Annotated in this window: 21 protein-coding genes and 1 tRNA gene; 11 read left to right on the forward strand and 11 right to left on the reverse strand. The window is 65.2% G+C overall.

Going from position 1 to position 25208, the window contains the following annotated elements:
• Nucleotides 1-122: 122 nt before the first annotated feature.
• Nucleotides 123-692: a dCTP deaminase gene (dcd, locus tag QN239_RS29370; RefSeq protein ID WP_499015783.1), complete on the reverse strand. Its 570-nt coding sequence runs from the start codon at nt 690-692 to the stop codon at nt 123-125.
• A 145-nt stretch (nt 693-837) separates the two neighbouring features.
• Between dcd and QN239_RS29375 the strand changes: the two genes are divergently transcribed.
• A tRNA-Gly gene (locus QN239_RS29375) sits at nt 838-908 on the forward strand.
• A gap of 287 nt (nt 909-1195) precedes the next feature.
• Here the strand turns inward: QN239_RS29375 and QN239_RS29380 are convergent.
• Nucleotides 1196-2773 carry an AlbA family DNA-binding domain-containing protein gene (locus tag QN239_RS29380; RefSeq protein WP_499015786.1) on the reverse strand — a complete coding sequence of 526 codons (1578 nt, stop codon included), beginning with the start codon at nt 2771-2773 and terminating at the stop codon, nt 1196-1198.
• Nucleotides 2774-3708: 935 nt separating this feature from the next.
• Here QN239_RS29380 and QN239_RS29385 point away from each other — a divergent pair.
• On the forward strand, nt 3709-4092 hold the full coding sequence (locus QN239_RS29385) for a hypothetical protein (protein WP_499015788.1): 384 nt from the start codon (nt 3709-3711) through the stop codon (nt 4090-4092).
• Nucleotides 4093-4448: 356 nt separating this feature from the next.
• Here the strand turns inward: QN239_RS29385 and QN239_RS29390 are convergent, their stop codons facing one another.
• The 3 genes from QN239_RS29390 to QN239_RS29400 form a co-directional block, all read right to left on the reverse strand.
• Entirely contained in the window at nt 4449-4967 is a 519-nt protein-coding gene (locus QN239_RS29390) for a hypothetical protein (protein ID WP_499015790.1), read from the reverse strand.
• Between the two features lie 16 nt (nt 4968-4983).
• Complete coding sequence (locus QN239_RS29395; RefSeq protein ID WP_499015792.1) at nt 4984-5226, reverse strand: hypothetical protein; 243 nt, start codon at nt 5224-5226, stop codon at nt 4984-4986.
• 169 nt (nt 5227-5395) lie between these two features.
• The gene (locus QN239_RS29400) at nt 5396-5632 is read right to left on the reverse strand and encodes a hypothetical protein (RefSeq protein ID WP_499015794.1); all 237 of its coding nucleotides are present in this window, start codon (nt 5630-5632) and stop codon (nt 5396-5398) included.
• Nucleotides 5633-6035: 403 nt separating this feature from the next.
• On the opposite strand from QN239_RS29400, the gene QN239_RS29405 reads away from it, so the two are divergent.
• Nucleotides 6036-6899, forward strand: coding sequence for a DUF2510 domain-containing protein (locus tag QN239_RS29405; protein ID WP_499015796.1), 864 nt, complete (start codon nt 6036-6038; stop codon nt 6897-6899).
• Nucleotides 6900-7144: 245 nt separating this feature from the next.
• Here QN239_RS29405 and QN239_RS29410 read toward each other — a convergent pair whose 3' ends face one another.
• Both QN239_RS29410 and QN239_RS29415 read right to left on the reverse strand, forming a co-directional pair.
• Nucleotides 7145-8776 carry a flavin-containing monooxygenase gene (locus tag QN239_RS29410; protein ID WP_499015799.1) on the reverse strand — a complete coding sequence of 544 codons (1632 nt, stop codon included), beginning with the start codon at nt 8774-8776 and terminating at the stop codon, nt 7145-7147.
• A gap of 14 nt (nt 8777-8790) precedes the next feature.
• Nucleotides 8791-9735, reverse strand: a complete 945-nt coding sequence (locus tag QN239_RS29415; protein WP_499015801.1) for an alpha/beta hydrolase — start codon at nt 9733-9735, stop codon at nt 8791-8793.
• A gap of 186 nt (nt 9736-9921) precedes the next feature.
• Between QN239_RS29415 and QN239_RS29420 the strand changes: the two genes are divergently transcribed.
• Nucleotides 9922-10653, forward strand: a complete 732-nt coding sequence (locus tag QN239_RS29420; protein WP_499015804.1) for an SDR family NAD(P)-dependent oxidoreductase — start codon at nt 9922-9924, stop codon at nt 10651-10653.
• Nucleotide 10654: 1 nt separating this feature from the next.
• Here the strand turns inward: QN239_RS29420 and QN239_RS29425 are convergent, their stop codons facing one another.
• Nucleotides 10655-12379 (reverse strand): sigma-54-dependent Fis family transcriptional regulator, encoded by a 1725-nt coding sequence (locus tag QN239_RS29425; protein ID WP_499015806.1) that lies wholly within the window; start codon nt 12377-12379, stop codon nt 10655-10657.
• Between the two features lie 129 nt (nt 12380-12508).
• Between QN239_RS29425 and QN239_RS29430 the strand changes: the two genes are divergently transcribed.
• From QN239_RS29430 to QN239_RS29450, 5 genes are all read left to right on the forward strand, one after another.
• Complete coding sequence (locus QN239_RS29430; RefSeq protein WP_499015808.1) at nt 12509-14005, forward strand: NAD-dependent succinate-semialdehyde dehydrogenase; 1497 nt, start codon at nt 12509-12511, stop codon at nt 14003-14005.
• Nucleotides 14002-15267, forward strand: coding sequence for an iron-containing alcohol dehydrogenase (locus tag QN239_RS29435; protein WP_499015810.1), 1266 nt, complete (start codon nt 14002-14004; stop codon nt 15265-15267). Before QN239_RS29430 ends, QN239_RS29435 begins: the two co-directional genes overlap by 4 nt.
• Nucleotides 15264-16187, forward strand: coding sequence for a 3-hydroxyacyl-CoA dehydrogenase (locus QN239_RS29440; protein WP_499015813.1), 924 nt, complete (start codon nt 15264-15266; stop codon nt 16185-16187). The genes QN239_RS29435 and QN239_RS29440 overlap by 4 nt, the downstream gene beginning before the upstream one ends.
• A gap of 117 nt (nt 16188-16304) precedes the next feature.
• A complete protein-coding gene (locus QN239_RS29445) occupies nt 16305-16886 on the forward strand; it encodes an Rv1733c family protein (RefSeq protein ID WP_499015816.1) in 582 nt (193 codons plus the stop codon).
• 242 nt (nt 16887-17128) lie between these two features.
• Nucleotides 17129-19555 carry an arylsulfatase gene (locus QN239_RS29450; protein WP_499015819.1) on the forward strand — a complete coding sequence of 809 codons (2427 nt, stop codon included), beginning with the start codon at nt 17129-17131 and terminating at the stop codon, nt 19553-19555.
• 402 nt (nt 19556-19957) lie between these two features.
• On the opposite strand, the gene QN239_RS29455 is transcribed toward QN239_RS29450, so the two are convergent.
• The 3 genes from QN239_RS29455 to QN239_RS29465 form a co-directional block, all read right to left on the reverse strand.
• Nucleotides 19958-21586: an exonuclease domain-containing protein gene (locus QN239_RS29455; protein WP_499015823.1), complete on the reverse strand. Its 1629-nt coding sequence runs from the start codon at nt 21584-21586 to the stop codon at nt 19958-19960.
• 34 nt (nt 21587-21620) lie between these two features.
• Entirely contained in the window at nt 21621-21815 is a 195-nt protein-coding gene (locus QN239_RS29460) for an excalibur calcium-binding domain-containing protein (RefSeq protein WP_499015827.1), read from the reverse strand.
• A 150-nt stretch (nt 21816-21965) separates the two neighbouring features.
• Nucleotides 21966-22577, reverse strand: a complete 612-nt coding sequence (locus tag QN239_RS29465; protein ID WP_499015829.1) for a TetR/AcrR family transcriptional regulator — start codon at nt 22575-22577, stop codon at nt 21966-21968.
• A gap of 97 nt (nt 22578-22674) precedes the next feature.
• Here QN239_RS29465 and QN239_RS29470 point away from each other — a divergent pair, with 97 nt between their 5' ends.
• The gene (locus tag QN239_RS29470; protein WP_499015831.1) at nt 22675-23781 is read left to right on the forward strand and encodes a DmpA family aminopeptidase; all 1107 of its coding nucleotides are present in this window, start codon (nt 22675-22677) and stop codon (nt 23779-23781) included.
• Complete coding sequence (locus tag QN239_RS29475; RefSeq protein WP_499015833.1) at nt 23778-25208, forward strand: APC family permease; 1431 nt, start codon at nt 23778-23780, stop codon at nt 25206-25208. The genes QN239_RS29470 and QN239_RS29475 overlap by 4 nt, the downstream gene beginning before the upstream one ends.

Genomic DNA, 25208 nt, shown 5'->3' on the forward strand with positions numbered 1-25208 from the left:
AACAGCGGCGTCGTTACCCACCGACGGCGTTAGCTAGACCACTTAACCGACCCTACTCGGGTGTCGGTCAGAAGGCTCGGCCGTCTCCGATGCACACCATGCCAGCGCAGCCTGTGCAGGAGCTATGGCTTGATGAAGTTCTGGTAGGAACGCGAGGGTGTCGGGCCGCGCTGGCCTTGATATTTGGAGCCCGCCGCGGCGCTGCCATACGGGTTCTCCGCGGGGCTGGTCAGCCGCAGCAGGCACAGCTGGCCGATCTTCATTCCGGGCCACAAGGTGATCGGAAGGTTCGCCACATTCGACAGCTCCAGCGTGATGTGGCCGGTGAAGCCGGGGTCGATGAACCCCGCGGTCGAGTGCGTCAGCAAGCCCAGCCGGCCGAGTGACGATTTGCCTTCCAGCCGCCCCGCCAGATCGTCGGGCAGGCTGCAGCGTTCCAGGGTCGCCCCGAGCACGAACTCGCCGGGGTGCAGCACGAACGGCTCGCCCTCCTTGGGTTCGACCAGGGAGGTCAGGTCGTCCTGGCGCTGCGCGGGGTCGATGTGGGTGTAACGGGTGTTGTTGAACACCCGGAACAGGTTGTCGAGGCGGACATCGACGCTGGACGGCTGGATCAAGGAGTCGTCGAAGGGGTCGAGCGCCAGACGCCCAGCGGAGATCTCGGCCCGGATATCACGATCGGAGAGCAGCACGCGACGAGCCTAACCAGACCGCGGTGTTCGCGACGCGCTGCCCGGGGACTGTCTCGTGAAAGTTGTCATCATCTGATGACGGACGTCGGTTGGGGTGCCCGAGGGACGCGGTGCTAATCTTCCTGATCACCGGCCTCGCCGGTACGCCGATGTAGTTCAATGGCAGAACATCAGCTTCCCAAGCTGAATACGCGGGTTCGATTCCCGTCATCGGCTCCGCATCTACCAGTGCTTTTAGCGTTCGAACGTCTTCGACTGGGACGGTCAGGGTCACCAAGGGTCACAAGTCAGATGGAACTCTTGTTCGGACGCTCCAAAGACACCCCGCAGCCTTCAGCGTGAACCGCCCCGGCATGTCCGGAGACTTTGATGTGCCCTGGGTTGCATGGAGTCGGTTTGCTTGACTTTTGGTCACGACGTCCCTTGAAGGAGCCGGGTCCGTGCCCAAGCGTGATCCCGAAGAGTTTCGACGCAAAGGTCGAAAGGCTGGTGCGTCAACAACGTCACGATGATTGGTCGAGGATGAACCGTCGCACCGACTGTGGAGAATCCCAGAACATTCCGTATCGCGCAGACTCGGTGCTGGCCGACTCGTATGTTTCCTTCAACGCTCCCGCGATTGCCGTGTCATCGGAGTTTGGGAACAAGGCCTTGCGGACTTCTGGCTTGGCTACGATCCGCTCGGCCATGGAGGCCGAGCGATCGTCTCTGAGCGCCGCCGACATCGGATACCCGCCGCCGTGATGTTGGCCTTCCGCCGCCACGATGAAGCAGTATGCAATGTCAAACTCGGCCAGGGAGTTCAAGAGAATGTCGTCGGCCGCGAGTTCATCAGCAGGCGAAATCTCCTCGTCCTCTATGTCGGGCCGCATCTCCGGATGTCGAACCAAGAGGTCACGCGCTGCCGAGATCAGGTAACCGCCTCGGTCGGGCAGCAACTCCCCGCGGCTCGCGTCAACCTGGCCGTGCCGAATCCACGAGGAGTACACATACTGCCGGTCATAAGGGCCAGAAGGCACTGGCTGCAGCGCAAGGTGGTGGACGACCTGCCATTCCGCTAGGCGAACCGCGAGACTGCCTAGAGCGTAAATACGGATCACGGTGGCGAGCCGTTTCCTCGTCTCCGCATTTCCGATTCCCAGGTTGGCGTAGTTCTCCAGCAACGCCTCGATGCCGGTAAGAACGAGATCGGCGCGCTCCGCGAAGAGTGCTTGCGCGCAGAAGATTGTCCACTTGTTCAAGGCGTTCTCGAAAGCGTCTTCGCCCCGCGCCGGGGTCAACGATAACTTGGCGAGCTTTCGCAGAAACCTCCGCAACCGCATGTCGTCTTTCGCGTCCAGCAGCGATTGCATCGTGCTAGCGAAAGTAGATTCGTCCATGTCGACAAGCAACGGAACAGGCACGGCTGCATTGCCGACTGACTCACTGCGGGACTGCCCCCGCTCGTCAAGAAACTCGCGCAGCATGTTCTGCGCTAGTTCTGTGCCTTCGGCGCGAACCTGGCGCGTGTAGGCCGCGAGGATCTGCCGCCAATGTGCATGACGTAGAGGGACATTCGCTGGGCCTTCGCGGACCGGTACTTCGCCTTGGCGGAAGACCGGGATCTGCTTCTTCGGATTGTTAGGATCTTGATGGTTGCCTGCCGTCGCCATCGGCACCGGCAATCCGTCCCGGTGAGGCACAACGAGGATCACTACATATTCCTTGCCAAGGTGTTCGTGGATCGCAGACTGCAGATTTACGGGTGCCTCGACGTAAGCGCGGACTACGTCACCTAGGCGGGCGCCGTCGAAGCTGGGACGGTTGATGGTTCCGATTGGAAGGCTCGGCTTGCCGTCGTTGGCGACACCGATCACGAGGTAGCCACCGGGGGGAGTGTTAGACATCGCCACAACATCTTTGGCGAACTTCAACTTCGACGCAGTCGAACCTAGGTCCAGCTCGGCCTTGAAGTCGAGATGCGTGCCCTCCGGGAATGCGAGCAGTTCCACAAGCTTTTCGTAGTCAGTCCTGCCATCAACGAATGCTTGATCAGCTGGCGTTTCAGCGGAGCCGGGTTCCTCGGCCGGGCCATCAGACATCGCGAGCTTCTTCCATCACGATCATTCGCGGTTCGGCCAGACAATTGGTTCCATGTCGGGCGGCCACCAAGGTGGCCTGATCAGTCCAACCTCGACCTCGCCGGAGTGGTTCAAGATACGTTGAGCATCGTCTCGGTGAAACTCCACAGTCGTGTACTCGAAGCGAGCACCCGACTGTTCGTCTGTCCACCAACCCTGATGGCGGTCCTTGACCGACCGCCATGGACTCTCGGGGTCATCGGAGGTACGCAACATGTAGGGGTTGCCAGGCCCAATCTCGTCCAACTCGTGCACGTAGCAACGAGCCGTCCAGTCGGGTTTACTAGGCATAGCAGGGTCGGCCACGCATCGGAGTATTGCCTACGAATACATCTCCGCCGCCCCAAAGATGTAGTTCGTTCGGAGGAACCTGCCTTCAGATAACCGCAATTGGTCCCGACAGGCCGACGGTTTTCGTGCATGCTGAGGCGCCGTGGGGAAGGGAAACCGGAATCGGCTGCGGCGCCAACAAGAGGCCGTCGAAATGCGGTCGGTGGTCGCCGAGTATGACCCTGCCGTATACCCGCCCGAAGAAATATTCGAAGATACGACAGCGAGTCAGCTCGGCCCTCCGGTTTCCGGCTGGACACCTGTGCTGATCCATAGGTACTCAATGTGGCGAGGTTTGTGCATCGACTGGGCGATCATGATCGACGTTTACCGCGACGAGGATGACGGGTCTCGAACGAGCAGATGCGTAGAGAGAATCGACATTTGCCACTCTGAAGTGCATGTCCACAGCTTTCGCCAAAGCGACGATCCAGAGGACGACCAGGGGCGTAGGACTGTCCTTGCCCCTCTACATCGAGGCGGAGAGACTACAGTCAACGATGCGTACGTCACGCAGCTCGACTTAGCATTAAGTGAGTGGGAACAGAGACTTTGGAGGTGGATCGATGGCTGACAGGGACCCACACACGGTAGCCACGATCGCCTACGCGCACCTACAGCGTGACCCGGCTTTTCGTCGAGCGTTCCCCAACCTTCGGAATGTGTTTGTGTGCGTCGAATCAGACCTCCTCGACGACGTGCAGCGTCTGGCGACCCAGTACTTTCCCGATGGCGGCGAAATCGCCTGCTATTTTCCGGACAGGAAGCGCATTAAGTTCGCGCGGCATGCTGGGCGGGGCAAATTTACGACCACCGGTGAGGTGTTGGACTCCGCTCCGGGCCAGACCATCGGCATGGTGGTTGACCTGTTCACCACAAGTCCCGATTGGATCGAAGATGGCGTGCGGGAGTTCTCGACACGCGATGTCGAGAAGGCGCTGCCGGGTTGATCCGCTTTTTGATAGCGCGCACACCCCAGACCAGAATCGACGGGCGACTCGTGCCACGCCTTCCTCGCTGACTCCATCGGAGTGACCATCCAGGTGGTCCCGTCACCCGACCCAAACCGCAGGGGATTGCCCCTCCCACCGCCACCCGCCACGGCCGGCATAGGCGTCCCCCCGGAAATTTTTCTCTTTGTCCGTATTCGTGGAAGTTCTTCTACGAATCACCACCTCCGAATCGGGCGGGCGGGGCACGTATGAAACCCGTCTCGGGTGATGGGTTCACGTTTCATACGGACTGGCAGACGCTATGCCTGGCCGTGGCGGACCTCAGCCAGGGGGAGGGGTGCCACCGGTGGGCGTTAGCTCCAAAATGGAATCGCGGCGCGTAGCGCAGCAGTGAACTCGTCTAGCCCCTGGCGTTCGTCGATGCGGCGGGCAATCTGAGAAGGCAGCTTGACTTCATCACCGTTCGCGAAGCTTAGAACAAGCCCGTCGAGCGGCATCTCTTGTCGCTCGTTGCCCAGCGGAGTTCCGTATCCATCTAACTGCACCTTCACCACGGAATTCAGCGGCAAGACCCAGGCCTCACGGGTCACGGTCGGGATGAATTCCATTCTGCTGTAGAGGTCTTCCTCCACCGCGCGATAGTAATTTTCCTTGTCGAACTGAAGGTGAACGTAGGCCAGCGCTGAATCGGTGAGAAACCAGCACCTCCAGAAGGTGGGCAACCCGGGTTCCCATTCAGTCCATGAAGCAACGTGCCTCGTGGGATCAACGAGTGAGAGAAGTGCGGTGTAGAGGGCTCTCGGCGGCTGGGCGTCCACAAAGCGAACGAGTTGCTCTTCGAGCGTGGTGAGTTTGTTGGTTTCGATCTGCACGTCTTAGCCCGGGTCCTTACTCGATGCCGTCGTCGTAGATTCGCAGCACTCTCGTGACGATGGTGCCGGCCGGATATTCGAGTACCCAGGGCTTCCCGTCGTCAAGTGGTTCCGACTTCAACGTGTAGATGACCGGGCTTCCTGGTCTATGCCGGGCCCCTCTCTCCTCGACGTTGAATTGAAGGGAGTGGCCGCCCTCTTCAACGACCAGAGTCATGCCGTTGTCGATGTGTTCGACCGGCACTTCGGCGACATCCATTCGTTTCACCATCTCGTGTAGATCCCTCCGGCTCGATTTCTGCGAGTACGGGCGCGGATATTACGGACGCTGCAGATTCCGAGGAGCGCGTTTTTCTCGTCGATCCACAGAAATCAACCGAACGTACGACCAGTTTTCTGCGATCTAGGCTCGCAGAGAGCGAGTGGGGCTATATCGCTTCTTTGGGCGCTTCGGTCGTCGTCCGCACGAGGATGGGAATTCCTGGCCCAACCAGGAAGCTGTAGACCGTCGTCTCCCCGGTTTCCATGTCAACGATCACTTCGGATTTGAATAGTGCAGTGCCGCCAGTCTTGAGCGAAGCTTCTACTGCGCCGGAAAGCTTATTCACCAACTCTTGGGAGGCGTTGGGGATCTCGTATCCAGCGTAATAAATTGAAGAACTCACGCGTATAAAGCGTACTGACAGGAAGAGTGCGCGGCAGGACATCCGCCGATCTAGCTCATCGAACGTACGATCGAACGGTGGGCGACCTCCAAGGCATCGGCTACTGCGGACAGTCGACCCGTGAGGTATTCCGGCGGGTCGATCCACCGCGCGCGGTTCTGATAGATCTAGGTCGCCTGTTCCCGCGGAGCCGCACAGCGAGGGCCGGTATCACCCGTTTGGGATACAGATGCACGCGGTCGTCGAAGGCACGCTCACGTCGTGGGGTGATCAAAACCGTGGTTGCCCCTGACCCTCCACGCAGCCAGGCGCCGCGACTGGTATCAGTCACTGTCCCCCGTTGGATGGACGCCACCGGTGAACAGCCTGCAAGCCAACACGGCTGGCGATACGCTGCGCGGTTATGACCGCTCCCGGCTGGTACCCCGACCCATTAGGCGGGCAAGGTGCCCGATACTGGGATGGCGCCCAATGGGAAGGCGCGATCAACCCGGATCCCCAGGAGTTCCCCGAGTCGCCACCGCCGACGGAGACTGTGTCGCGACGCATCTGGCCAGTTTGGGCTGGACTCGCCGCCACCGTCGCGATTGCCATCGGCTCTGCGGTATTCGTACTGACACGCCCAACACCGAACGTCCCCACAGCTGCCCCGATCTCCGCGTCGACGACCGCCGCGCGAATCCCGACGCCAGCCCCGACGGAAGCAGTCGCGGGCGAAGTGAAGTCCGCAATGCAGCGGAAGCTGGACGGCGACCCGGACCTCAAAAACCTGACCGTGGTCGAGGTGCGACTGGTCCATAAGGCCGGCAACGAATACAAGGGCATCGCCACAGTGAAAGCGGCGGACGACACCAAGCATGACGTTCCAGTCGACGTCACCGCCGACGACGAGAACGTGCTGTGGGAGTCCCCACCCGGGGCATTCGCCTTCGCGGAAAGCCGGCCGTCACCGCCGCCGGCTCCACGCCCCCCGGCTCCTCGGCCCCCGCCGCCCCCACCCTTGGGGCCAGGCGTCGTCGAGGATTTCAGACTGTGTCCGTCCGGTCTGACCGGCGTCGCCTCCGCTGAAACCAGCTGCGCGTTCGCCGACAACGTTCGCCAGTCCTGGTACGGCCAACCAGGCTCGGTCATCACGGCCTACAGCCCAGTGACGGGCAGGCTGTACACAATGCGCTGCGCCGCGGCGAACACGACCGCGTGGCCAGCAGCGCAGCGCTGCACTGGCACCAATCCGCAAGGCGACCCCCTGATCGTCTACATCAGCTAAGGAGGACTTACAGCTTCACCGTCAGGGTCACCTGCGGGTCACAAGCCACCCGGATTTAGCGGCATTTACCCACACCCGCCGGGCTGCATCGCCGCAGTTCATCGATATTGCGGAATTCCGTAACACCCTCCGAAACGGATCAGACCGTGTTCCCAAGCTGAATACGCGGGTTCGATTCCCGTCATCGGCTCCATCAAAAAGCCCTGACCCCGCATCCGCGGGATCAGGGCTTTTCCTGTAGGCCTCTATGAACTCAACGCCTCCGGCACCCGGCGCTCCGCGAGCATCGACGCGTAGCCGGACTCCTCGAGCTCGCGGCAGTAGTGCTGGTACACCTGCCCACCACCCATGTAGACCAGGAACGCCTCCGGCTTGCCCGGCACGTTCTCGCCGAGGAACCATGCCTTTGCCTTCTTGCCCTCGGTGTACATCACCGTCGCCTTGCCGGTGCGCGCGGTCTCCTCGGCCCACCAGTCCTCGGATTCGAGACTGGCCTCGAAGACGTCCACATCGTTCTCGCGCGCCCAGCGCAGAGCGCGCTGCAGCCACTGGGCCCCGAGCTGGATCGGCACCACCAGGTTCGAGTATGGGGTCTGCGGCCCCAACGACATGAAGAAGTTGGGGAAGCCGTGCACCCCGATGCCCAGGTGCGAGCGCAACCCGTCCCGTTCCCACCTGTCGCGCAACGTGATTCCTTCACGGCCGATGATGTCGATGTTGGTCAGCGTGCCGGTCATCGCATCGAAGCCGGTGGCGAAGATCAGCACGTCGAGCTCGTACTCGGTATCACCGACACGCACCCCGGTTGGGGTGATCGCCGTGATGGGCGTGGTCGCGGTGTCCACAAGCCGCACATGGTCGAGGTTGAACGCCTCGTAGTAGCCGTGGCCCGTCGGGACGCGTTTCCCGTTGAACGAGTAGGTCTTCGGGCTCAGCAGATCGGCGGTGGCCGGATCTTTCACGATTTCGCGGATCTTAGATCGGATGAACTCCGAGGCAAGCTCGCTGGCCGCGTGGTTGGTGGCCAGATCGTTGAAGCACTCGTTGGCGAAGTGGAATCCACCCTCGTTCCACTTACCCTCGAAGATCTCCCGACGCCGTTCGTCGGACACCTCCAGGGCGCTGAACTCCGCGGGTTCCATCGCCACCCCGAAGGGGTGGTTCGCCGCCTTCTCGTAGATCGCGTCGTAGTTGTCGCGCAGCCACGCCATGTCCTCGGCGGTCACCGCGTCGTTCGTCGATTCCACGATGAAGTTCGGCGTGCGCTGGAACACCACGAACTCGCCCACCTGCGGCGCGATCTCGGGCACCAGCTGAATGCCCGAGGCGCCGAGTCCGATCAGCCCGACGCGCTTGCCCGCCAGGTCGACGCCGTCCCGCGGCCAGTGGGCGGTGTGGTGCTTCTCGCCCGCGAAGCTGTCGATGCCGGGGATATCCGGGTAGATCGCCTGCGACAGCACCCCCATACCGCTGATGAGGTACTTGGCGACCAGCGGAGCACCACCTTCGATGTATACCGTCCAGGTGTTGGCGGTTTCGTCGTACACCGCCGACTCGACCCGGGTCTCAAGCCGGATGTCCCGACGCAGATCGAGACGATCGGCGACGAAGTTGAGGTACGCCAGCACCTCTGCGCCGGCGGGGTACCGCTGAGTCCAGGTCCACTCCTCGCGCACCTCCTTGGAGAACGAGAAGGAGTAGTAGCTGTACTCGCTGTCGGTGCGGACTCCCGGATAGCGGTTGGCCAACCAGGTACCCCCGACTCCGTCCTGAGCATCGAGAACGACGGTGTCCAAGCCGATCTCGCGAAGGTGGTGCAGGATCGCGAGACCGGAGAAGCCGGCCCCGATCACGATGGCGTCATGCGTTTCGGTCATGGTCAGGTCCTTCGTCAGGCGGTCGCGGGTTGGGTGGCGGTGCGGTGGGCGTTGGCGGCGCGGCGGGTGTGATACCACTGCGCAATCGTGGCGATGGCGGCATCCGCGGCGGCGAGTTGCCCTGCCTGCAGCGGGAATACATGTTGTTGCCCGGCCGCCACATCGAAGGTGACATCGACACCCGCGCCCTGCGCGAGCGCGTGCAACCGGGTGGCGTCGGCGTAGAGGGACTCGATGTCGGAGGCGGTGATGTACAGCGTCGGGAATCCGGTGAAGTCCGCATACAGCGGATTGACCAGCGGGTCGGTCGGATCGGCCCCGCCGGACAGATAGCGGTCGATGTTGCCCTGCAGCCCTTCTCGGGTGATGAGGAAGTCGGTGTCGTCATTGGACACCAACGTCTCCCCGGTGTTCTCCATGTCGAGCCACGGCGAGACCGTGATAACCAGTCCGGGAGTCGGCCGGCCTGCCTGCAACAGACGCAAGGTCGTGGCGATCGCGATGCTGGCGCCCGCGCTGTCGCCGACGAAGGTGATGTCGGCCGGGTCGGTACCGTCGGCCACGAGCGCGTCGAACACCGCGGTGGCGTCGTCGAGCTGAGCCGGGTACGGATGCTCCGGCGCGCGCCGGAAGTCCGCGACGAACGCGTGGGTGCCGCAGGCACCGGCGACGTGCCCGGCCAGCTTGCGGTGGCTCGCCGAGGAGCCCAGGGCGAACCCTCCACCGTGCAGGAACACCAGCACCTGCGACGGGTCGGCGGCCAGCGGGGTGACGAGAATGCCCGGGACGCCGCCGATCTCGGTCGACGTGTACGTCACACCTTCGGGTTCGGTGGTGACGCGCTGCCAATCCTCGAAAAGCCAGCGCATCAGCCTCAGCGACATGTCGGGGTGGGCGATGAACTCCTCGGTCCACTCGGCGTAGATGCGCCCCAGCGGATCCGTCGGTCGCGCGGTCATAGGAACTCCTGAACTCTCGGTGGCAGCGACTGTGATCTGCCGCACTGAAGTCAGTGTGTGATTGCCTCACAAGCACATTCGAAAGGTGTCGCAAATTGATGCAGTGCTGTCTCAGCGTGACGCAGCTCACCGACGCCGCCGACCGCCGCGCCACGCTTGCGGCACCCACTCATAGGAGAAGCCGCCATGAATCGTTTGAACGACAAGGTCGCACTGGTCACCGGATCGTGCCGGGGTATCGGCCACGCCATCGCCGAGGCCTTCGCCCGCGAGGGCGCCACCACCATCGCGACCGGTCGGTCCAAGACCGACGAGTCGTTCGGCCCGCGCCATCCGGGTATCCACTACCGCCAGCTCGACGTGTCGCAAGAAGAGGACTGGGCGACGGTGATCGAGGACATGCTCGACCGCTTCGGCCGCATCGACGTGCTCGCCAACAACGCGGGGATCATCGCCTACCAGGGCCTACACGAGCTGAGCGTGGCCGAATGGGAGCGCGTCATCGCCACCAACCAAACCGGCACCTTCCTGGGCATGCGTTCGGTGATCCCGCACATGGTGAGCCGGCGCAGCGGCTCGATCATCAACGTCTCATCGATCTGGGGTAACGCCGCGGTCGCCGGCGCGCACGCCTATCACGCCACCAAGGGCGCGGTACGCAACATGTCCAAGAGCGCGGCCATCAGCTACGCCAAGGACAACGTCCGGGTGAACTCGGTACACCCGGGATTCATCAAGACACCGCTGACCGATGCGCAGGAAGTGGAGATCAACGAGTTCGTCGTCGCGCAGACGCCGATGGGCCGTGCCGGCCGACCCGAGGAGATCGCCAACGGCGTGGTGTTCCTGGCCTCCGACGAGGCGAGCTTCGTCACCGGCTCGGAACTGGTGATCGACGGCGGCTACCTGGCCCAGTGATTCAGCCGGAGAGGTTGTAGGTCTTGAGCTTTCGATGGATCGTCGCGCGGGAGACGCCGAGCAGCTCGGCCGCCTTGGATCGGTTGCCGCCGGCCTCCTGCAGGGCCCGGCGGATCGTCTCCATCTCGGTCCGCTCGATCATCGACCAGGAGCGGTGGGCGCGCAGCGAGTCGGGCAGGTGGTCGGCGTGCACCACACCGCGCACGCCGTCGGTCACCAGTTGCGCGACCAGGGTGCGCAGTTCGGCGAGGTTGCCCGGCCAGCCCGCCGCCTCCAGTGCTTGGCGCGCCCCGTCACTCAATGCCAGCCGTAGGCCCGGAGCGCGTTGTGCGACAAGCGCATTCCACAGCGCCGGGATGTCTGCGGCCCGCTCGCGCAGCGGGGGCACCCACACCATCGCGACCCCGAGCCTGGTCGCGGCGGCCTCGGCATCGGCCTGCGTGGCCGCACTCACCGTCAGCAGCAGCGAACCCCGGCCCGCATACGCGTCGGCCAGTGCACGCAGGGCGGATAACGACTGCGAGTCGAGATGCTCCACGCCGCGGACGACCACCCGCGCCGCACCGGCGACGGCATCGGAGAGTTCCTGCAACCAGACCTGATCACCGACGATCTGACGCTGGGCGGTGTGCAGCACCGTGACGTCGGACTGCGCTGAGCCAGGCCGATATGGGCGGCCCAGCGCCAGCGAGGTTTTGCCGCTGCCCGGTTCACCGGCGATCAACAGCGCGGTGCGGGCCGCTATGTGCCGGCTGACGTGGTGTGCGGCGGACAGCCACGACTTCGTCTGTCCCACCAGCCCATCCGACGACGGCTTACCGTGTCCGGCCATGACACGCGGGGCGGGCCGCAGGGCCGCCACCACCCCGGCGTCGCCATCGAGCACACGGGCCTCGATCGCCGTGTGCCCAGTGGACAGGTCGGCGGTCACCCGCGAGTCGTGCCGCAGACCCGCGCACAGGTGTCCGATCAAGTCGACATCGGTCTGGGTCAGCTCCCCCGCACGTCGGCTGCGCATCGTCAGCCCGTCGGGACCGAACGCCACCACTGGCCCGTCGTGACGTTTCGAGGCGTCGAGGAAGGCCGCGAGCATCGCCCGTGCCCCGGGCTGGGCGACATCGAGCACATGCTGTTGCAGCTGGGCGGCAAGCGAATTCGTCAGCGGTAGCAGCAGGCCGCTCCGCTCGTCGATCTTGGTCGACATCGTCACCGCGGCCAGGAGTTTGCCGGTGATCGGGTGCCACACCGGCGCCCCCGTGCACAGGGCGTCGCGGTAGACGTCGGCGAAGTGCTCGGCACCCTCGATCAGCACGCTCTTACCCGAGGCGATCGCGGTACCCACGCCGTTGGTGCCGACCGCGTCCTCGGCCAGCACCGCGCCGCGCACGGTGCCGATGCGATCCAGCTGCGTCATCGCCGACGAGTCCAGGGACCACCGCTGCACGATGCGGCCCTGGGCGTCGGCCAGCAGCAGGCCCATCCCCGACCCGGCCAGGTCCTCCGCGGCGCGGGCCATCGGTGCCTGGAACATCTCCAGGAGATGGTTGTCCAGCAGGTCCTCGTCGACGCGCGGCACGTCGCGGACGTTGGCCGGGGCGCCCAGCGCACTCTTGGAGCGCAACCACGATTCGAGCAGGTCCGGCGGCACGGCCAGGTCCGGGTCGGAGGCGGTGAGGAATTGCGCGCGCAGTTCTTCGAGCCGCGAACCGCTGGGCCGTGTCGACACCGACCACTCCTCAAGTGAGAGCTGAATCACACAGCCTACCGTAGGAGGGCCGGCCCACCGGATCCTCCGACTGTCTCAAAAAGACGCAGTCGTATCCGGCGTCACCATCCCGTCCTAGCGTCACTGGGCATGACGACGACGCTGGCCACACCCCTCGACACGGCCGTGGTGCACGGCCGACGTATCCCCACCGGACTGTTCATCGGAGGTGAATGGCGCTCGGCGGACTCGACGTTCGCGGTCGTCGATCCCGCCACCGGCGAGCAGATCGCGACCGTGGCCGACGGCGGTGCCGCCGAGGCGATCGCGGCGCTCGATGCGGCAGCCGGCGTGCAGGACCAATGGCGCCATATCGCGCCGCGCGAGCGCGCCGACTTGTTCACCCGCGCCCATCGTCTGCTGCTGGCCCGCGCCGACGCCTTCGCCGACGTGATGACCGCCGAGAGCGGCAAGCCGCTGACGGAATCCCGCGCGGAGTTCGCGCTCTCCGCGGAGTTCTTCCTCTGGTACACCGAGCAGATCGCTCATCTGCAAGGCACCTGGGCACCCGCGTCGCACGGCGGCTACCGCGTGATCACCACGCATCAGCCCGTGGGGCCGGCGCTGCTCATCACACCGTGGAACTTCCCCATGCTGATGATCGCGCGCAAGGCGGGCGCGGCGCTGGCCGCCGGCTGCCCGGTGATCGTCAAGTCCGCCAAGGAAACTCCGCTGACGTGTGCGCTGTTCGTCGAAACCCTGCGCGAGGCGGGCTTTCCCGCAGGTGTGGTGAACCTCATCCACACCACGGCGTCGGCTCCGGTGTCCGCCGCCCTGATGGCCGATGAGCGGCTGCGCAAGATCAGCTTCACCGGATCCACCGGCGTGGGCGCCACCCTGCTGGAGCAGGCCGCACCCGGGATCATCAACACCTCCATGGAACTCGGCGGTGACGGACCGTTCATCGTGCTCGACGACGCCGACGTCGAACTCGCCGCTCGGCAGGCGGTCATCTGCAAGTTCCGCAACGCGGGTCAGGCATGTGTGGCGGCCAACCGGATCATCGTGCACACCGCGGTGGCCGAAGAGTTCACCGCGCGCTTCGTCGAGCTCGCTCGGGCACTGAACGTCGGCAACGGATTCGAGCCCGGTGTGGACGTCGGACCGATCATCTCGGAGCGCCAGCGTGACACCGTCGTCGAGTTGGTCGAGACACTGCGCTCGACGGGCGCCGAGCTCCTCGTCGGTGGCTCCGCACGTCCCGGTCCCGGATTCTTCTTCGAACCCACCGTCTTTCGCGTCACCGGCAGGCCCGCCGAATTGTGCAGCCGCGAGCTATTCGCTCCCGTCGCCACCATCTACGAGGTCGGATCGACGGCCGACGCGGTCGCCTTCGCCAACGACACCAGGTACGGCCTGGCCGCCTACGTGTTCACCAAGGACCTCTCGCGAGCCGTCGCCGTCGGTGAGCGCCTGGACTTCGGCATGGTCGGCATCAATCGCGGGATCATGGCCGACCCCGCGGCAGCCTTCGGCGGTGTGAAGGCCTCCGGCCTCGGTCGCGAGGGCGGGCACGACGCCATCTATGACTATCTCGAGGCCAAGTACCTCGCCGTCACCGTCGATGAGAAGGAAGGCCTGTCATGACCGCCACCGTCACCTCGCCGTTGCACACCGCCAACGAATTGGGCCTGGGACTGCTCCGCCAGCCGGCCATGGTTTTGTTCGGGCCGGGCCAGCGCCGACAGATCGCCCGTGTCGTCGGCGAGATCGCCCAGCGCGTCCTGATCGTCACCGACGCCAGGATGGCGACCAGCGCGGAGTTCGCCGCCATCGTGGAAGCGCTGACACAGCAGGGTGTTTCGGTATCGGTGTACGACGGGACCGAGCCAGATCTGCCGCGCCGCAACGTCGTCGACATCGCCGAGCGGTTCGGCGGTGACTCGATCCAGGCCATCGTCGGGATCGGCGGCGGGTCGTGCATGGATCTGGCCAAGGTCGCCTCGGTGGTGCTCACGCACGGCGGTGACGTCCGCGACTACTACGGACAGTTCCTGGTGCCCGGCCCGGGGATACCGGTCATCACGGTCCCCACCACCGGGGGCACCGGCGCGGAGGTCACCTGTATCTCGGTGGTCTTCGACGAGGACCAGGGCATGAAGGTCGGGGTCGCGAGCCCGCACCTGGAGGCCTACGCAGCGATCATCGATCCCGAACTGACACTCACCTGCCCGCCGGGGTTGACCGCCGCATCGGGCGCGGACGCGCTGTCTCACCTCATCGAGTCGTTCACGGGGCGGGCGAAGAATCCCGACGCCGACCAACTGGCGACCACCCTGTACGCGGGCAAGAACGTGTTGGCCGACGTCTACGCCCGCACCGGGCTCGCACTGCTGAACACGTCACTGCCGGCGGTGGCGGCGAATCCGGTCGATCTCGCCGCCCGGTCCGACACGCTGTTCGGCGCGTACTGCGCGGGTATGGCCATCAACACCGCGGGAACGGCGGGCGCGCATGCCATCCAGTCCCCGATCGGCAACCTGACCCACACCCCGCACGGGTTCGGGATCAGCGCGCTGCTGCCATACGTGATGCGCTACAACCTGCCCGCCCGCATCCCGGAGTTCGCCGAGATCGGCCGCATCCTCGGGGTGGCTCACTCGTCGGATTCCGAAGAGCGGCAGGCACGGTCGGCGATCGAGCGGATCGAAGCCATTCTGGAGACACTCGGCGCGCCCCTGGATCTGCGCACGCTCGGCCTCACGCCGCAGGACTTCGACTTCGTCGCCAAGCAGGCGATGCTGGCCACCCGGTTGACCGCCAACAACCCGCGTGAGCTGACCACCGGATCGGTCGTGGCGATCCTGGAGCGTGGCTACGACGGTGACCGGAGTTGGTGGCAGCTGTGAGCCGGCCACCCGTGGCAGTCCTCGGGGCGGGCTCCATCGGGGTGTCGTTCGCGATCCTGTTCGCCTGCAGCGGCGTCGACGTCGCCGTCTACGATCCCGTCGCCGCGGCGCTGCCCCGGGCTGCCGAGGATCTGCGGGAGCGGCTCACGCTACTGGGCATCACCGACCCCGCCGTTGTCGAGGCCCGGGTTCGGTTCACCTCCGATCTGGACTCCGCACTGCTCGGCGTGGGGTTCGTCCAGGAATGCGCACCCGAACGGCTCGACGTGAAGCAGCAATTGCTGCGGCAGGCAGCAATTCAGACCGCCCAGGAGGTGCCGCTGGCGAGCTCGAGTTCGGCGATCGTGGCGAGCCGGCTCGCCGAGGGGCTCGATACCGCCATCGCGGCACGCATCCTGGTCGGCCACCCGGGAAACCCGCCCTACCTGTTGCCCGTCATCGAGGTGGTGCCGTCACCGTCGACCGCCGGGCCCATCACCGAGCGCACGGTCGAGGTGTACCGCACGGCGGGGTTGCGGCCCGTGCTGGTGCGCCGCGAGGTCGAGGGTTTTGTGTTCAATCGCCTGCAGGGTGCGCTCCTGCGCGAGGCCTACTGCCTGGTACGCGATGGGGTGGCGAGCGTGGACGATATCGACGAAGTGGTGCGCAGCGGATTGGGTCGCCGCTGGAGCGTCATCGGCCCGTTCGAGACCGCCGACCTGAACACCCGGGGTGGCATCGAATCGCACGCGGACAAGATGGGGCCGGCCTACCAACGGATGGGGGCCGAGCGCGGACAGTCCGATCCCTGGACACCCGAGTTGGTCGCCGAGGTCACCGCGCAGCGCAGGGCGCTACTAGACCTCGACGACTGGGACGAGCGTGTGCGGTGGCGCGATCGGCAGCTGCTCCGATTGCGCGAGGCAAGCCCGACGGTGTGATATCCGTCGCCGGGGTCGCCGTTCGACTGGCAGGCCGCCCGCCGCGGTGCAAGGCTGCAAGTAATGTTTGCGCGAAAAGACAAAAGCACCGCTAGTCGGGATGTAACGCGCCTCACATTGTTTGCTGGACGTAGTGGATGGTACCTCCGTGCGCTCGGTCTCAATCCGCTGGTCCGCGTCGTCGACCGTATCGAGGCCCTGGCGGTTCTCGGCATCGTGATCACCGCACTCGTGGCGATCCCGGTGGCGGTATCGGCAGGCGCCCTCGTTCGCGGGTGGGGCATGCAGACAGCCGAGCAGGAGGCGCACAACCGGCATCCGGTGCAGGCAACGGTCGTCGAGGGCGTCGGTCTGCCGACAGACTTCGAAACGCCGGCATACGTCGAAGCACAGTGGCGCGAGGGCACGCGGACGCGTACCGAGTCGGTCGCCGGCACCGCGACGGTCAGAGTCGGGGACCACATGACCATCTGGCTGGACGACAGCGGCAAGGTGGTCGCCGCGCCGCTGACGCCGGACGATGCCGAGCTGAACTCGGTCGCCATCGCCGTGACCCTCTGGATCGGCATGGTGTTGTGCAGTGCGTTTTGCACCCACATGATCCGGCGCGGCCTGGACCGGGCCCGGGACCGCGCCTGGGAGCGCGAGATTCGCCTGTTCGCGCACAATGACGACGGTTGGGCCAACCGGCAGGGCTAGACGGTATGGGTGACCGTCGGCGTTGAGCTGGGGGTTGCGGGCCGGGGCCCCACTCACCACCCATGTTCGTGGGTTACCCAGTGGGAAGGCGCCTGCCTGGTCTATCCGACATTGGTGGGAGGCCCCGGTGTTTACAGAGCGCACCAGTGTGACCTTCGCCTCTAGTGGGCAACGTCAGGCAGCGCCCACCATCGATGGGGCGCTTTCACTCGAAGGCGGCGACCTTGGAGACGGAGCAGCCGATGAGTGGAACAGGCGCGCATGGGTTTGACCCGGATCGGACGCGGCTGCCGATACCGGACCGGGACTTCACTGGGACCGTCGGACGCACGTTCGGGGAGTCGGTCGCCGACTGGACCATCGTGGCTGGTCCTCACGCACCCGAGAACGCGCCGAACGTGCTGATCGTGTTGATCGACGATGCGGGATTCGGTGGCCCGGACACCTTCGGCGGCGGCATACGCACGCCGAACCTGACCCGGGTTCAGCAACGGGGGCTGACCTACAACAGGTTTCACGTCACCGCCGTGTGTTCACCGACCCGCGCCGCCCTGCTGACTGGGCGCAACCACCACCGGGTGGGATTCGGATCAATCGCCGAATATCCCGGACCGTTCCCCGGCTATACCGCCGCCAAGCCCCGAAGCTGCGCCGCGTTGCCTCGCATCCTGCGCGAGAACGGTTACGTCACCGGTGGATTCGGTAAATGGCATCTGACGCCGGACAACGTGCAGGGCGCAGCAGGGCCGTTCGACCACTGGCCCCAAGCCTGGGGCTTCGACCATTGGTGGGGGTTCCTGTCCGGTGCTGCCGGTCAGTACGACCCGCTGATCACCCAGGACAACTCGGTGCTGGGAGTACCACGGGGCGAGGACGGCGAGCAGTACTACTTCCCCGATGACCTGACCGACAAGGCGGTGCAGTGGCTACAGGGCGTCCGGGCGCAAGACGCCGACAAGCCGTGGATGATGTACTACTCCACCGGCGCCAGCCACGCGCCACACCACGTCGCCAAGGAGTGGGCGGACAAGTACGCGGGCGAGTTCGACGATGGCTGGGACGTCTACCGCGAAAAGACCCTCGAACGGCAGAAGAAACTGGGAATCGTCCCGCAGGAAACCGAATTGACCGAGCGGCCCGATCTGTTTCCAGCATGGAACAGCTTGTCTGATGCGCAGAAGAAGCTGTACGCGCGTCAGATGGAAGTCTTCGCGGGGTTCTCCGAGAACGCCGACTGGAATGTAGGACGACTTCTCGACTCGGTCGAAGATCTGGGCGACCTCGACAACACGCTGGTCTTCTACATCTGGGGCGACAACGGCGCGAGTATGGAAGGAACGGTCACCGGTTCGTTCAACGAGATGACCTTCCTCAACGGCGTCGTGCTCGACGCCGAGCATCAGCTTTCGCTCATCGACCAGTACGGCGGAATCGAGTCGCTCGGCGGCGACCACACCGCACCGCACTTCGCCGCCGCCTGGGCGCATGCCAACAACACCCCGTTCCAGTGGGGCAAGCAGATGGCCAGCCACCTCGGCGGGTCCCGGGACCCCATGGTCGTCGCCTGGCCCGACCGGATCTCACCCGACACGGCGATACGCAATCAGTTCACCCATTGCATCGACATCGCCCCAACCGTCCTGCAGGCCATCGGATTGCCCGTGCCGAGGACGGTCGACGGCATCGACCAGGAGCCCATGGACGGCACGAGTTTCCTGGCCACCTTCGGCGACGCCGCCGCCGCCGAGCAGCACACCGTGCAGTACTTCGAAATGTTCGGCAGCCGCGCCATGTATAAGGACGGGTGGTGGGCCTGCACCCGACTGGACAAGGCGCCCTGGGACTTCTCACCGGAGACGCTGAAACGCTTCGCGCCCGGCGGCCCCTACGACCCCGCCGACGACGTGTGGGAGCTGTACTACCTGCCCGACGACTTCTCGCAAGCCAAGAATCTGGCGGCCGACCGACCTGAGAAGGTCGAGGAGCTCACGGCGCTGTTCTGGCAGGAAGCCGAACGCAACCGGGTGCTACCGCTGCTCGGTGGAATGGCGGTGTTCTTCGGCATTCTGCCCCCGCTGCCCACAATCACGCGATTCACTTTCAAGGGCAGCGTGCAGAACATCCAGCGCGGCATGGTTCCGCGCATTCTGGGCCGCTCCTATTCAATCGAAGCGCACGTGCACGTCCCCGACGGTGGTGCTGAGGGAGTGCTCGTGGCCAACGCCGACTTCATCGGCGGATTCGCACTATGGGTTGACGGCAAGGGTCTGCTGCATCACACCTACTCGTACCTGGGCATGGAGACGTACAGGCAGGTGTCCACTCAAGCGCTGCCCACCGGCGACGTCACGGTGAAGATGGTCTTCAAAGCCGACCAACCCATACCCGGTACGGGCGGGCACGTGTCGTTGTGGATCGGCGACGACCTCGTCGGCGGAGGTGACATGCCCCGGACGGTCCCGATTGCGTTCACCTCGTACGGCGGGATGGACATTGGCCGTGACAACGGCCTGGTGGTCGACCGCGACTATGAAGACAAAGCCCCGTACAAGTTCACCGGCACAGTGGAGGAGGTCATCTTCGACCTCACCCCAGCATCCCCCGACGCCGAAATGGCCCTACACGCGCATGCTGCAGTTCAGGCAGTCGGGCAAGGCGCTGCTGGCTGACACCCTCCATCGGGCTACCGCTCAACTGGCAGACACGGTGGCCATGAAACTGCGCGGCGCGCCCGCCGCGGAGCGAGCGTGTAGCAATCGAGCCCTGCGTTCGGATTGATGTCGAGGATGCCTTCGCGCTTGCCGTACGCTTTCACGTTCACGGAACGACCAGACGACGGACCGGTCCGGAAGTGCCTGTCGCCCAGTGGCATTGGTGGCGTCTCCCTACTCGATGCCGAAGATCCGGGCAGCGATCCACCCTCCGATACGCCCGGTGCTTGTCGGCCATCCAAGAGTAACCGTGACAACGGCTGAAGCTCTAGCATCCTCGAAAGCCGCTTGCAGCCGGTAAATCTCAGCATCGGCCCCTCTCAGGGCCTGCGTCAGGAGTTCGAGCTTGTCGCGTTCGCCTCACGCCATCTGCTCTTTCTTGTCGCAGTCCGGACACATGGCCGGACGCCGACCCTGTCTGCGCGTCCGTTCCCACTCGATCCCGCACGCGCCGCAGACCAGAACGTCCAATGCGCCTGGCCTGCATGCAGAGTCGGCTTCAGCTGTCGATGATGCGGTCTCCGTCGGCTTCGGTCCCAGGAGCCTGGCTCGGGAGCAGTCGACGCACACGGAGGCCAAGACCTTCCTCGGTGCCATCCATGACGATCCGCAGGTGATGCACACCATCGCGGCACCGGCAGACGCGGCTCTCGCGGACGACACGGGGCCGCCGGATTCGAGGGCGTGCGCGAACTCGGAGAACGAGCATATGGGGATGCCGAGTTCGCGAGCTCTGCGCGCTTTGCTCGAACGCGAGTCGCCGTCGGCGGCAACGACAAGGTCTGGTCCGCTCTTGGTGACCGACGTGACGACTACCAGGCCGCGCTTCTGCGCCATGGCCTCCTGGGTCTTCCGGTCGATCGCGACACCGCCGAGCTTGCCCTGCCCGGTGAAGCACACCGACATGCCCGGGACGAGATCCATATCGCCGGTGACAGCACGGAAGGGCTCGATCCGGACCATGACCGCGTCGATGTCGACGCCGAGCAGAGCTGCAGCGCGGCACATATCGCCATGTTCGTCATCAGTGACGACGCCGTCCTCCACCGCGGCATCGATGAGCCCATTGACGAACTCGCGGTGCGCTCGCGCGATCTCCCACTCGTCAAGTCCGAGCTCTTGGGCGAGTGATCGCAGTGCGGCGCGTTCGTCGGCCGTCAATCGCAGATCGGCGATCGCGGTGGCGAGCAATTGCACATATGGGGCAACGTCGGGACTGCTGTGCAGGCCGCCGGCGAGCGCCGCCAGATAGGGCGCGGGCGGCAACACCTCGACGTGCCCCGCACGCGCGCATACCCGTAACGGCGTCACCCGCAGCGGCCGAGCGACCGCCGGCCGGCGGGTGTCGAGGTAGCGGTCGCGCGTCGCGAACAGCAGACGTGCTGTCGCGCGCGCGTCGGCGATAGCACGGTGGGCGGCCTCCAACACCACACCGTGTTCCGAGCACGCCTGGTCGAGCTTGCAGCCCGTCGCGCGCAGCGTGTCGATCGCCGAACCCCAGTCGATGTCGATTCCCGCCGCCGACAGCTCGTTTCCGATCATGCGCATGTCGAACCTGACGTTGTGGCCCACGACGACCGCGCCGTCCAGCCTCGACGCGACGTGGTGCGCCACCTCGACAAAGGCCGGCGCGCTCCGAAGCATGGCCGCATCGATACCGTGCAGCCACGTGGGCCCGACGTCTCTCATCGGCTGGATCAGGGTCTCGAACTCGTCGTGAACGCGTCCGTCGCAGTCGAGCGTCACGATGGCGATCTCGACGACTCGATCAGTGTTGTAGACGCCCGTGGTCTCCACGTCGACAGCCGCGATGCGGCCGTCGCGACCGATCAGGTGTTCGATGCCCGCGTTGGCAAATGGTGCCTGAGCGCGCGTCGCACCGGCTTGTGACCCCGCCGTCGCCGCGTGGCCCGTCCACTCACGGCCGTCCCACCACCGCAGATCCGACTCATTCCACGGATCGCCGTACCACCCCGCACCTGCCCCCAATGTTGTTGCCCCCCTTCACCCCAGGAAAATCCGGTCAGCATTCACACCCGAGGCCGTCCCCATCGCGGTCGAGCTTCGGTTGGTACTTGTCCGAGCTCGACGGGATGTTGCAGGCGCCGTCCGCCTTCGCCTCGGTGCAGTTCTTGTAGGGAGCGGCCGCGGCGATGGGTGCGAATACCGAGCCAGCCATGGCGATACAGGCACCAGCGAAGAAAGCCCGAACAAGCATGCACAGCTCCCACTTCAATATTGACGACCATGTAACTTTGCCGCATCAGCGTAGCCACCCACCGACGCTGCCGAGTCGCCATTTGCCGATATCCGACGTTCGACGGACAGCAGCCACCAAGGCGCCACGAGTCAGGGGCAGCGCCGAGCGTCAATCGACCTCAGGCAACGACGCCCCGGTCGCCAACTCCGCGTACTGCCGCATCAACCGCAGCGCAACAGCCCGGCTCAACCCGGGATCGCGCGCGACGATCCGGTAACCGAAGTAGTCCTCCATGGACATCAGCGTCATGGCGATATCGCGCGCGGGCTGCTGCAGCCGGAACACCTCACGCTTGGCCCCCGCCAGCAGCAGGTCCGTGTACAGGTCGACCTGGCGGTGGTAGATGCCCTGCACATCCCTGCGTTGATCGAGCTCAAATCCGGCGGACAGCACGGCCCGCCAGATCGCCCGCCACTCGGCATCGTCGGGACCGGTGGGCAGGCCGGCGGCGATGGTCATCACCAACTGCTCGCGCGCATCACCCGACGGGCTCTGCAGCTTGAGTCGCTCGTCGTAGAACCGGACGTCGGAACGCAGCGCCAGCTCCGAGAGCAGCTGCGTCATGTCCTTGAAGTAGTAGCGCACCGCGTTGGTGGTCAGTCCGAGCTGTTCGGCGACGTCAGCAAGCTTCAGGGTGGCCAGATCATGGCGCTCGATCAGCGCGATCGCCGCATCCATGATGTCGTGACGCCGTTCCACCTGCTTGTTCGGCCGTGCCATGGGACCAATTTTGCCCTTTCTGTTGCGCCGTGCGGCACCCGGGCGCATAGTTCTTTTCCAATCAGGAAAATAACTCTCGATGAATCGGGCGGAACCAATGCGTGCCAGAGACCTCGGCGTGGTCATCGGGGAACACCCCACCGGACCGAAGAACGCCATCACCGATGTCCCAGGGGTACGGGTGGGACACACCACCCTGCAGAGCGAAGGCATCAACACCGGCGTCACGGTGGTCGTCCCCCACGACGGCATCTGGACCGAACCGGTGTTCGCCGGCTCACATCGCCTCAACGGCAGCGGCGAGCTGACCGGCCTGGAATGGATCCGGGAATCCGGTGAACTCACCACCGCGATCGGGCTCACCAACACCCACAGCGTCGGCGTCGTCCGCGACGAGTTGGTGGCAGCGCAGGTGCGCGCCCGGGGTGAGGGCATCTACTGGTCCCTGCCCGTCGTCGGCGAGACCTACGACGGCCTGCTCAACGACATCAACGGTTTCCATGTCCGGCCCGAGCATGCCCGGGCCGCGCTCGAGAATGCCTCCTCCGCCGCGCCCACCGAGGGCAATGTCGGGGGCGGCACCGGCATGATCTGCCACGGCTTCAAGGGTGGCATCGGCACCTCGTCACGCGTCACCGACACGGTCTCCGGCCAGTACACGATCGGCGTCCTGGTTCAGGCCAATCACGGTCGGCGCGAACGACTCCGGATCAACGGTGTCCCCGTCGGGCAGCTGATCGGACCGGACCGAGTTCCGTTGCCCGACCTGCCGAGGCAGTACGAACCGGGCTCGGGCTCGATCATCGTCATCGTCGCCACCGACGCCCCGCTGCTCCCCCATCAGTGCACCCGGCTGGCTCAGCGCAGCGCGCTCGCGGTGAGCCGGGTCGGCGGCACCGGCGAGCAGTACAGCGGGGACCTGATGCTGGCCTTCTCCACCGGCAACCGCGGCATCCCCCCGTACGCGTGGGACGAGGACGCGTCGACGCCACGCCCCGAGATCCCCCTGCGGATGGTCGCACCGCAGTTGATGACCCGGCTGTTCGACCTGACGATCGAGGCCACCGAGGAGGCCATCGTCAACGCCATGGTCGCCGCCACCACCCTGACCGGCCACCGCGGTTTCACCGCGCACGCCGTGGACCACGACCTGTTGCGCCAGGCCATGCGCACCAATACCTCTGACGCTCAGGAGATCTCATGACCACCACACCGGAGAAGACCGTCCCGGACGGCACCGGCAAGCGCCTCACCGGGCATCTCGGCCCCATCGGAATCGTGTTCATGGTCGTCGCCGCGGCCGCCCCGCTGACCGTGATCGGTGGCAACATGCCACTGGCCATGGGGCTCGGCAACGGCGCCGGTGCACCCATGGGTTTCGTCATCGCGGCCCTGGTGCTGCTGGTCTTCAGCATCGGCTTCGTGACGATGACGCCCCATGTCCCCGAGGCCGGCGCCTTCTTCTCCTACGTCACCGTCGGCCTGGGTGAACGCATGGGCAAAGGTATCGCCGTCGTCGCGCTGATCGCGTACACCGCCATCCAGATCGGTATCTACGGGTACATCGGCTGGGCCATCAACGACACGGTGACGCACTACGGCGGACCCGTGATCCCCTGGCCTGTCTATGCTTTCGCGGTCCTGCTGATCGTGGCGGTGCTCGGCTACCGGCACATCGAGCTCAGCGCGAAGGTCCTGGGCGTGGCGCTGGCATGCGAGATCGGCATCGTCGTGGTGCTCGACGTGGTGATGGTGGCCAAGCCCGGCCCGGCCGGCCTCACCTTCACCTCCTTCGATCCCGCCACCTTCACCCAGGGCACCATCGGCATCGCGATTCTGTTCGCCCTCACCGGTTTCATCGGCTTCGAGGCCACCGCCGTGTTCCGCGACGAGGCGCGCGACCCGGAGCGCACCATTCCGCGGGCCACCTATGCCGCGGTCATCATCATCGGCGCGTTCTACGCGATCACCGTGTGGGCGTTCGTGGTGGCCATCGGGCCCGACCAGGTCGGTGCCGTGGCACAGAAAACCCTCGACGGCGAGGGCAACATGCTGCTGGACACCACCGCTGACATGCTGGGCACCGTCGGCCGCGACATCGTGAACGTGCTGCTGCTGACCAGCCTGTTCGCCTGCGTGCTGTCCTTCCACAACGTGATCGCCCGTTACCAGTTCGTGCTGGCCGGCAAGGGCCTGCTGCCCGCCCGGCTCGCCCAGGTCCACGACACTCATGCGGCGCCGTCGTTCTCGTCGGTGGTACAGACGGTGACCGCCGCAGTCATCGTCGGTGTGCTGGCGATTCTGGGCATCGATCCGCTGGTCGGGGTGTTCGGTTCGATGGCGGGCGTCGCCACGGTCGGCATGGTCGTGCTGATGCTGACCACCTCGATCGCCGTGCTGGTGTTCTTCCTGCGCAACCGGGACCGGGTGCCAGGGCACCTGTGGACGACACGGATCGCGCCCGCGCTGGCGGTACTCGGACTGCTCGGCAGCCTGTGGCTGGTGCTCTCGAACTTCACCCTGGTCACGGGCGGCAGCACGACGCTCAGCACGATCCTGGCCGCGATCCCGTTCCTGGGACTCGTCATCGGTTTTGCTGCCTGGCGGCCGTCACGGTCGATTACCGGCTAG

Origin of the sequence: Mycolicibacterium sp. Y3 (genome assembly GCF_051188035.1) — a bacterium.
Classification (GTDB): Bacteria; Actinomycetota; Actinomycetes; order Mycobacteriales; family Mycobacteriaceae; genus Mycobacterium; species Mycobacterium fluoranthenivorans.